Raw genomic sequence first — 7,857 nt, forward strand, 5'->3', positions numbered from 1 at the left:
TGGCGGCACCGGGCCAGGCACCGGGGCGGGGGGCGGAGGGCTGCGCCTGGACCGGCTCGGGCGCGGGCGCCGGTGCCGGTGCGGCCTGCGGCGGAGCCTGTACGGGCATGGGCGCGGGAGCCGGCGGGGGCGGGGCCATCGGCGTGTGGGCGTCGGGCCCGGGGACGTACCCCATGGCGGGCGCGGCCGCTCCGGGCGTGTAGACGGGCGCGGGCCCGGTGGCCGCACCACGCTCCAGCCGGTCGAGGCGCGCCTGCACGGAGCGCTCGTCGTCGAAGGCGGCGGGCAGCAGCACGCGCGCGCAGATCAGCTCCAGCTGGAGCCGGGGCGAGGTGGCGCCCCGCATCTCGGTCAGACCGGTGTTGACCAGGTCGGCGGCCCGGCTGAGCTCGGCGGCACCGAACACGGACGCCTGCGCCTGCATGCGCTCGATCACGTCGGCCGGGGCGTCGATGAGCCCCTTCTCGGCGGCGTCGGGCACGGCGGCCAGGATCACCAGGTCGCGCAGCCGCTCCAGGAGGTCGGCGACGAAGCGGCGCGGGTCGTTGCCGCCCTCGATGACCGTGTCGACGACCTCGAACGCGGCGGCGCCGTCCCCGGCGGCGAAGGCCTCCACGACCGCGTCGAGCAGCGAGCCGTCCGTGTAGCCGAGCAGGGAGGTGGCCATGGTGTACGTCACACCGTCGGCGGCGGCTCCGGCGAGGAGCTGGTCCATGACGGACATCGAGTCACGCACGGAACCGGCGCCCGCGCGCACGACGAGCGGCAGCACGCCGTCCTCGACGGGGATGCCCTCGCGCCCGCAGACGTCGCGCAGGTACTCCCGCAGGGTGCCGGGCGGGACGAGCCGGAAGGGGTAGTGGTGGGTCCGGGACCGGATCGTCCCGATCACCTTCTCGGGCTCCGTCGTGGCGAAGATGAACTTGAGGTGCTCCGGCGGCTCCTCGACCACCTTCAGCAGGGCGTTGAAGCCCGCCGGGGTGACCATGTGGGCCTCGTCGATGATGTAGATCTTGTACCGGCTCGACGCGGGCCCGAAGAACGCCTTCTCGCGCAGGTCACGGGCGTCGTCCACACCACCGTGCGAGGCGGCGTCGATCTCGATGACGTCGATCGACCCCGGCCCGTTCCGCGCGAGGTCGCGGCAGGACTGGCACTCCCCGCAGGGCGTGGGCGTCGGCCCCTGCTCGCAGTTCAGACACCGGGCGAGAATGCGCGCACTGGTCGTCTTGCCACAGCCGCGGGGCCCGCTGAACAGGTACGCGTGATTGACCCGGTTGTTCCGCAGGGCCTGCTGCAACGGGTCGGTGACATGCTCCTGCCCGATGACCTCGGCGAAGGACTCGGGGCGATAGCGGCGGTAGAGCGCGAGAGACGACACATGTACGAGGTTATAGGCGCCCACCGACAACCCGGGAAAAACCCGCCACCGGCCACGGCCTCGGCGGCCGGCCGGGGTGCGGCCGCGGTCACTGACCCGGTCCGTGCCGACCGGGTCTCTGCCTCGGCCTTCGCCACCCGGCCATTGCCGCGGCACCCGCCTCGTACGGGAACGCAAGCGCCCCCCACGCACCTGCCAGAGCCGACCTACCCTTGCTGCCTTCCGGCCCTGGGGGAGTTCAGTCAGATAGCACCGCGTGAGGGGCTTCGCCCAGAGTACCCGATGGCGAACCCCCCGAAGGCCCGCGCCCCCTCGCTCCCCTGCGGGCGACTCACCGGGCACCTCACCGGGCACCTCGCCGGGCACCCGCCGAAGACATCGCCGAGACGTCGCCGAGCCATCGTCGGGCGGGCCACCGGGCGCGTCCCCGGACCCCTCACCACCCCCCACCAGGATCGAGTTCGCGAGCACCCTCTTCGGTCATGTAATGTTCGCGGCGGAGGATTCGCCTAGAGGCCTAGGGCGCACGCTTGGAAAGCGTGTTGGGGGCAACCCCTCACGAGTTCGAATCTCGTATCCTCCGCCAGTGCCTCACCGGGCACGATGTCGAAGGGCCCCACCGTTCGCGGTGGGGCCCTTCTTCGTTGCCCGTCTCAGTTTCCGTCTCAGTTGCTCTCGGCGGTGGCCTCGCTCTCCTCGGGGCCGCCCCAGAGCGCGTCGCCGATCTGCTTGGCCACCTGTTGGAGCATCGGTCCGGTGATGTGCATGTACCGGGCGCGCATTCGCGCCGACCCTCCCGGCTCCCAGCCCATGATCGCGTCCACGATCACGTCGGGGACGCCGAGCAGGAGGAGAACCGTCCCGGCCGTGTGGCGAGCGTCGTGCAGGCGCCCGTCCCGTACGCCGGCGTCCTCCAGGAGCTTCTTCCAGTGGTGATAGTCGGTGTTCGGGATCAGCGGCCTGCCAGTCGGCTGAGCGAAGACGTACCCGTTGTCTTCCCACTCGGCACCGACCTCTTTCTGCTCCAGCTCCTGCTCTTCCCGGTGCTTGGCGAGGAGCTTGATGAGCGGGACCGGAAGCCCGATGGTGCGTCGGCCGGCGCGTGACTTGGTGTTCTTGAACTCCCGGCGGATCTGCTTGCGCTCCAGGCAGTAGCCGGGCTTCCGCTCGCAGGTGCCGCCGCAGCCGTGCTCGTACTTCGGCCGCAGTCGGTTCTTGCGGATGCGGAGGTACCCGGCGTCGAGGTAGACGTCCTCCCATTTGAGGCCCAGCGCCTCCCCCTGGCGCAGCCCCAGGGCGAGCGCGACAACCCATCGGGTGCTGTTGCGGAGCTTGGACGCCTCCAACAGCAGTCGCTGGATCTCGTCGATCGAGTACGGCTCGATCTCCTCCTCTTCGAGCCGAGGGGCCTTCGCGATCTCGGCGACGTTCTTCGCGACGTGGCCTCGCCGGACCGCTTCACCCAGGGCGACTCTCACCGTGCGGTGCACGTGATGGGCCGTCCCGGCGGAGCTGCCGTTCCCCTCGCCCATCCCCCTTCGAGGAAAGGGCTGGTGGCGGATTGGTGCGAGCGCCGGCCGCGTGCTGGTGGGCGCGCACGATGGTGGAGTCGACCGAGATGTCCCAGTCGACCTCACCGGCCGCGTCCGCTTCAGCCTGGACCTGCCGAAGCAGGCGCTCCCAGGTCCCGTCGGCCGACCACAGCCGGTGGCGTTCGTAGACCACTGCACGCCGGTCCGCACCCGGTGCAGTATCCCGTCGATCACCTGCCTACGGTCCCGCCACCGGCCACAACGCCTGTTGCTGACCGGCAGGAACGGCCTCAACCGTTCCCACTCGACGTCTGTCAGATCACCCCGCCCCACGCTCGAACCAACGAGCGAGTAGAGCGATAGTCACATGATCGGGCGGGCGAGTCCTAGTTGAGCATGTGGGCGGCCTGGACCTGATGGAGGTGGATGAGGACGTCGTGGGTCTGGGTGAGGCGGATCTGGGGGGCGTCGGCGATGCCGGGGTAGGTGGCGCCGATGTTCTTGATGGTGTGGGGTTCGGCGAGCCAGGCGCGGGCCGCGGTGGGGGCGGTGCGCAGGTCGACGACGTAGTCGCGGTGGCGGACCTTGTCGAGGGTGTGTTCGGCGGTGCCGGGTGCGGCGGGTGCGGCGGTGAAGCGCTGCGGGGCGCCGTCGTGGTTGAAGGCGTTGAACGTGCCCTGGTTGAAGGTGAGGCCCACGCTCAGGTAGCCGGTGCCCAGTTGCTCGCGCAGGAACTCGCCCTGGACGCGGGGGTGGCTGGCGGGGGCGTAGGTCTTGAGGGCGGTGTGGCTGTTGTGGGCGGAGATCATGATCTTGCTGCCGGTGCGCTGCTGCCACCAGGCGATGTTGTCTGCCATGACGCGGTCGCGGTAGAGCATGGCGCCGGGGATGTTCCGGGGGTCGTCCCAGTCGAAGGCGTAGAGGGTGGTCATCTGGTGAATCGCGCTGGCGTGCTGCACGGCCCAGGCATGGGCGTCGGGGTCGGCACCGGGGTGCTGCTTGAGCAGGTCCACCGCACGGCCGGTCCGCTCGGCGATCGCCTTGCGCTCGGCGAGCGGCTTCGCGAAGTAGTCGTTGACGTAGGTCTCGGCGCTGATGGTGGGCCGCAGTCCTTGGTACAGCTCGGTGATCTGCGCGGCGAGTTCGGGGCTGGACTCGGCCGCGAACGTGTTCACCTTGTCGTACAGCTGCGGGCCGGCGAAGCCGTTGTCGTCGCCGACGAAGCGGACGGGGTCACCGGGGTGCTGGATGTTGTAGGAGCGCGCCCACTGGAGCAGGTCGCGGTACTCGGCGTTGTTCCACCAGCGGTAGGTGCCCTGGAACTCCTCGTCCATGATCTGCTTCAGGTCGCCCTCGCCCCGGGTGAGGTAGGCGTCGATCCGCAGTCCGCTGCTCCAGGCGGCTTCGAGGGCGAAGGTGCGGAAGCCCTTCTCCTCGACCAGGTACCGCAGCATCCGGTGCTTGAGGGTGACGAACTCGTGCGAGCTGTGGGTGGCCTCGCCCACGCCCACCACGGTGGCGTCGCCGACCATCGTGCCGAACGGGCGCAGGTCGGCGACGTTGCCCCGGGGTTCGGTGGTGCGCAGCGGGTGTGCCACCCGGTCGAGGGCGGCTTCGGGAGAGCGGAACGCGACGGCGTCGGGTGAGGCCGACGCCGCGGACGCGGCGGGTGGAGCGGCGGCGGAGGCGGCCGGAGCGACAGCCAGGGTGGCACCGAGCGGGACAAGCAGAGCGGCGAGCAGGAACTTGCGTGTGATCATGGCCCCAACCCTCGCCGCCCGGGAGATCCTCGCACCATCCGCTGCACCCCCCGATCGGCCCGGGGGTTTGCCCCACCCGCCGACGGGCGGGGTGGTAGGACCCCGCTCCTGGTCGTGAACGGGCGTTAAGCAGGTCGCTCGGCTGGAGTCGAGCGGCTATCGGCGACTGGTGGTCGGCCCCCGTCGGCCGCCGTATCCGGCTGGCTTCTCCCTGAAGTCACCCGGAGCTCCGCAATCGCCTGTCTCTGAGAGGTACCGCGGTTTGGGGAACGGCGGCAGAGTCGGCCCTGGCGCACAGCCCGGAGGTGCACCCGCCTACGGATCAGAGGCGTGCGGCACGCCTAGCGCGGGGGCGAAGTTGTCGATCACTCGTGAGGAGGAACGCTAACCACGCGACTCGCGAGCACCACACACAGTTGGTAGCAAGTAGCTGTGAGCACTCTTTTCAGCATTGATCAGCCTCGCGGGTCGATGGCAGAGCTGGACGCGCCGACACGGATCGCCATCGGTGACGAACTACTCCGTGAGTTTCCTGACAAGGGCGGCTGGCGTTCCACCGCCTTCAACCGAGCGGCCTCCCGCTTGAAGGTGTCAGTCGATCTGGGACGGGACTGCGCGGCACTGGCGAAGTGGTTGAGTCTCCCGATGCGTGACCACGTCTTCGGGCGCGTCAGCGTGTCCTACACGGTCCTTCGCGAGGCCGCCTTCGACTACTCGCGCTCAGGCATGCCCGACCACCAGCGATGGGACGCCCTTCGCACGATGATCGATGCCGCGCTAGCCAACGGTCGGACTCGGATCACAGCTACCGCGTATCGGAGGATGATCGGCGCCAGGCCGGTTCCCAACCAGGCTGACGCCATGTCCCCGGAAGCGATCGTTCGTCAAATGGACCGTCCCGACGTCTGGTCCGCAGTACTCGACTACATCGCTGCGAACCCAACCAGCCGGAAGGACGTACTCATGCGCATTGCAGAGTGACACGGGGTCGGACACGTCCACGCCGTCTCAGTTCCCGTCTCATTCATCTCCGTCCACCCTCGTTCACGACCGTACGAGCTGGGCGTTCCCGTGATGGACGGAACGCCCCTGAACCCTCGTGAACGGCCGCGAACACAACCTGATCTGCTCCAACAGACTTGGAAAGCGTGTTGGGGGCAACCCCTCACGAGTTCGAATCTCGTATCCTCCGCCAGTGCCTCACCGGGCACGATGTCGAAGGCCCCGCTGCTTGCAGCGGGGCCTTCGACGTTGTCCGGGGCGGTCAGCCCTCCCCGGCGGAGAGGCCGGCTTCGAGGAGATCGAAAACGTACGTCGCCTCCGGGGCCACGACGGCCGCGATCCGGGCGTTGGGCTCCCCGGCGAGGGTGAGCTCCTGGATGCGCTGGAACAGCAGGCGGTGGGCGGCGCCCAGGAGTGCCGCGGCGGCCCGGGGGGCGACGGCCGGGTCCTGGGCGGGGGATTCGGCCGCCAGGGCCACGGCGAGGGCCTCCTCACGCAGGTCGTGAAGTTCGCGCAGGCGGGCGCTCAGGGTGGGGCTCTCGGCGATCATGCGGGCGAACTCCGGGCCGGCGAAGCCGGCGACGGGGTCGCACGTCTCCACCGCGGCGGCGAACTCGCGGCGCAGCGCGGCGAGCGGCGACTCGCCCTCGGCCCGGCCGGCGACCGCGTGGGCCAGGGCCGCGGTGAACGCCTCGTGGTGGTCGAGGGCCAGGTCCTCCTTCCGCGGGAAGTAGTTGGTGACCGTCTTCTTGGCGACGCGGGCCGCCGTGGCGATCTCGGCGATGGTCGTCTGCTCGAAGCCCTGCTCCATGAAGAGGCGGGTGGCGTGGTCGGAGATCAGCTGCCTGGTCTCCTGCTTCTTGGACTCGCGGAGTCCCATGCTCTCGGTACCCATGAGCGAACCTTACACCCGACGTAAAAATATCCTTGACGCATTCGCGTGGCCGTGCGTAAAGTTACGTCCGTTGCAAAAATCGCCCCGTAGAACCGTAGAACCGTAGAGCCCAAAGGAAGAGGCCGCGTATGCCGAAGCAGGACCCCGCCGCGTTCAGCACTGCCTCCAGCACCGCGTTCATCGGCACCGCCAGGCGCGGCGCCGCCCAGGACGCCGGGCCGGCGCCCGCCACCCGGCGCCCCCCACTCCGCGAGCTGCCGCGCACGAACCGCAACGGGACCCGTACCCGGTTCCAGGCGCCGCGCCGCACGTACTGAGACCGGCACCGGACTGCCTGGCTGCCCGCCTGCACGACTGAACGCCCGCACCTCTGCACGCCGGCACACCTGCCGAACCGCTCACCTGCCCACCCGACCCGCTTCCCGAGGAGCCGCCGTGAACGTCTCTACCTCCACCCTCTCCCTCACCGTCGCCGACGTGGACGCCTCCCGGGAGTTCCTCACCACCCACCTCGGCTACCAGGTGGCCATGGCGGCCGACGGCTTCGCCTCACTGACCCGTGAGGACGCCGCCGTCGACATCGTGCTGCTGCACCGGGGCACCGACGTCCTGCCGCCCGAGCAGCGGGACCAGCGGGCAGCGGGCCTGATCCTGGCGTTCACCGTCACCGACCTCGCGGCGGAAGAGGCCCGACTGCGGGCCGAGGGCGCGCCCATCACGATGCCACTGCGCGAAGAGCCCTGGGGCGAGCGGCTGTTCCAGCTGACCGACCCCAACGGCGTCGTGATCCAGCTGGTCGAATGGGTCACGCCCTCCGCCGATCCCAGCGCCGCCGAAGAGGAGGCACCCGCCGTGCACGTGATCACCCCGTCGCCCGAGTCCGTCACCGTCTCCCCCAACGCCACGATGACCGGCCTCGCCGCGCCGAGCCGGGGCAGCACCGAACTCAGCACCTGGACGGTGGAGATGGCCGCGGGAGCGACCGGGCCCGAGCACACCATCAGCCGCGAACAGGTGTGGACGGTCACCAGCGGCACCCTGGAGATCACCTGCGGGGGCCGCACCGAGAAGGTCGCGGCCGGCCGGACCGTGATCCTGCCGCCGAACCTGGTGCGCCGGGTCCACGCACCCGAGGCGGCGGAGGCACATGTCGCGATGCGGGCGGACGGGTACGCGACGGTTCCGGGCACGGAGGGCACGCGGACGCTGCCCTGGGCGGTATGAGGGCCTCCTCCTCCGTGAACGCCGGTGGGCCGGGACGCGTTGGCGTCCCGGCCCACCGGCGTT

General features: G+C 70.2%; 7 protein-coding genes, 1 tRNA gene, 1 other RNA gene and 1 pseudogene. 4 read left to right on the forward strand and 6 right to left on the reverse strand.

The features are described from left to right. Positions 1-1,381, reverse strand: a 1,381-nt coding sequence (locus AOK00_RS17445; RefSeq protein WP_159041779.1) for a DNA polymerase III subunit gamma and tau, incomplete at its 3' end; no start/stop codon positions are given. A gap of 170 nt (positions 1,382-1,551) precedes the next feature. Then, positions 1,552-1,650, reverse strand: an RNA gene (gene ffs, locus AOK00_RS36405) — signal recognition particle sRNA small type. 229 nt (positions 1,651-1,879) lie between these two features. Here ffs and AOK00_RS17450 point away from each other — a divergent pair. After that, a tRNA-Ser gene (locus AOK00_RS17450) sits at positions 1,880-1,967 on the forward strand. Positions 1,968-2,046: 79 nt separating this feature from the next. Here AOK00_RS17450 and AOK00_RS17455 read toward each other — a convergent pair. From AOK00_RS17455 to AOK00_RS17460, 3 genes and pseudogenes are all read right to left on the reverse strand, one after another. Continuing rightward, positions 2,047-2,913 carry a site-specific integrase gene (locus tag AOK00_RS17455; RefSeq protein WP_079042048.1) on the reverse strand — a complete coding sequence of 289 codons (867 nt, stop codon included), beginning with the start codon at positions 2,911-2,913 and terminating at the stop codon, positions 2,047-2,049. Positions 2,914-2,917: 4 nt separating this feature from the next. Further along, positions 2,918-3,246, reverse strand: a pseudogene (locus tag AOK00_RS40395) (transposase); the annotation flags it as partial. Between the two features lie 53 nt (positions 3,247-3,299). Then, a complete protein-coding gene (locus AOK00_RS17460; protein WP_055601235.1) occupies positions 3,300-4,673 on the reverse strand; it encodes an erythromycin esterase family protein in 1,374 nt (457 codons plus the stop codon). A gap of 432 nt (positions 4,674-5,105) precedes the next feature. On the opposite strand from AOK00_RS17460, the gene AOK00_RS17465 reads away from it, so the two are divergent. Continuing rightward, positions 5,106-5,654: a hypothetical protein gene (locus AOK00_RS17465; RefSeq protein WP_159041780.1), complete on the forward strand. Its 549-nt coding sequence runs from the start codon at positions 5,106-5,108 to the stop codon at positions 5,652-5,654. A 283-nt stretch (positions 5,655-5,937) separates the two neighbouring features. Here the strand turns inward: AOK00_RS17465 and AOK00_RS17470 are convergent, their stop codons facing one another. Beyond that, complete coding sequence (locus tag AOK00_RS17470) at positions 5,938-6,570, reverse strand: TetR/AcrR family transcriptional regulator (protein ID WP_055601237.1); 633 nt, start codon at positions 6,568-6,570, stop codon at positions 5,938-5,940. Between the two features lie 128 nt (positions 6,571-6,698). Between AOK00_RS17470 and AOK00_RS17475 the strand changes: the two genes are divergently transcribed. After that, complete coding sequence (locus tag AOK00_RS17475; protein WP_055601238.1) at positions 6,699-6,887, forward strand: hypothetical protein; 189 nt, start codon at positions 6,699-6,701, stop codon at positions 6,885-6,887. Between the two features lie 118 nt (positions 6,888-7,005). After that, complete coding sequence (locus AOK00_RS17480; protein WP_055601239.1) at positions 7,006-7,794, forward strand: VOC family protein; 789 nt, start codon at positions 7,006-7,008, stop codon at positions 7,792-7,794. Positions 7,795-7,857 lie beyond the last annotated feature (63 nt).

This window comes from Streptomyces aureus (assembly GCF_001418135.1).
Lineage (GTDB): Bacteria > Actinomycetota > Actinomycetes > Streptomycetales > Streptomycetaceae > Streptomyces > Streptomyces aureus_A.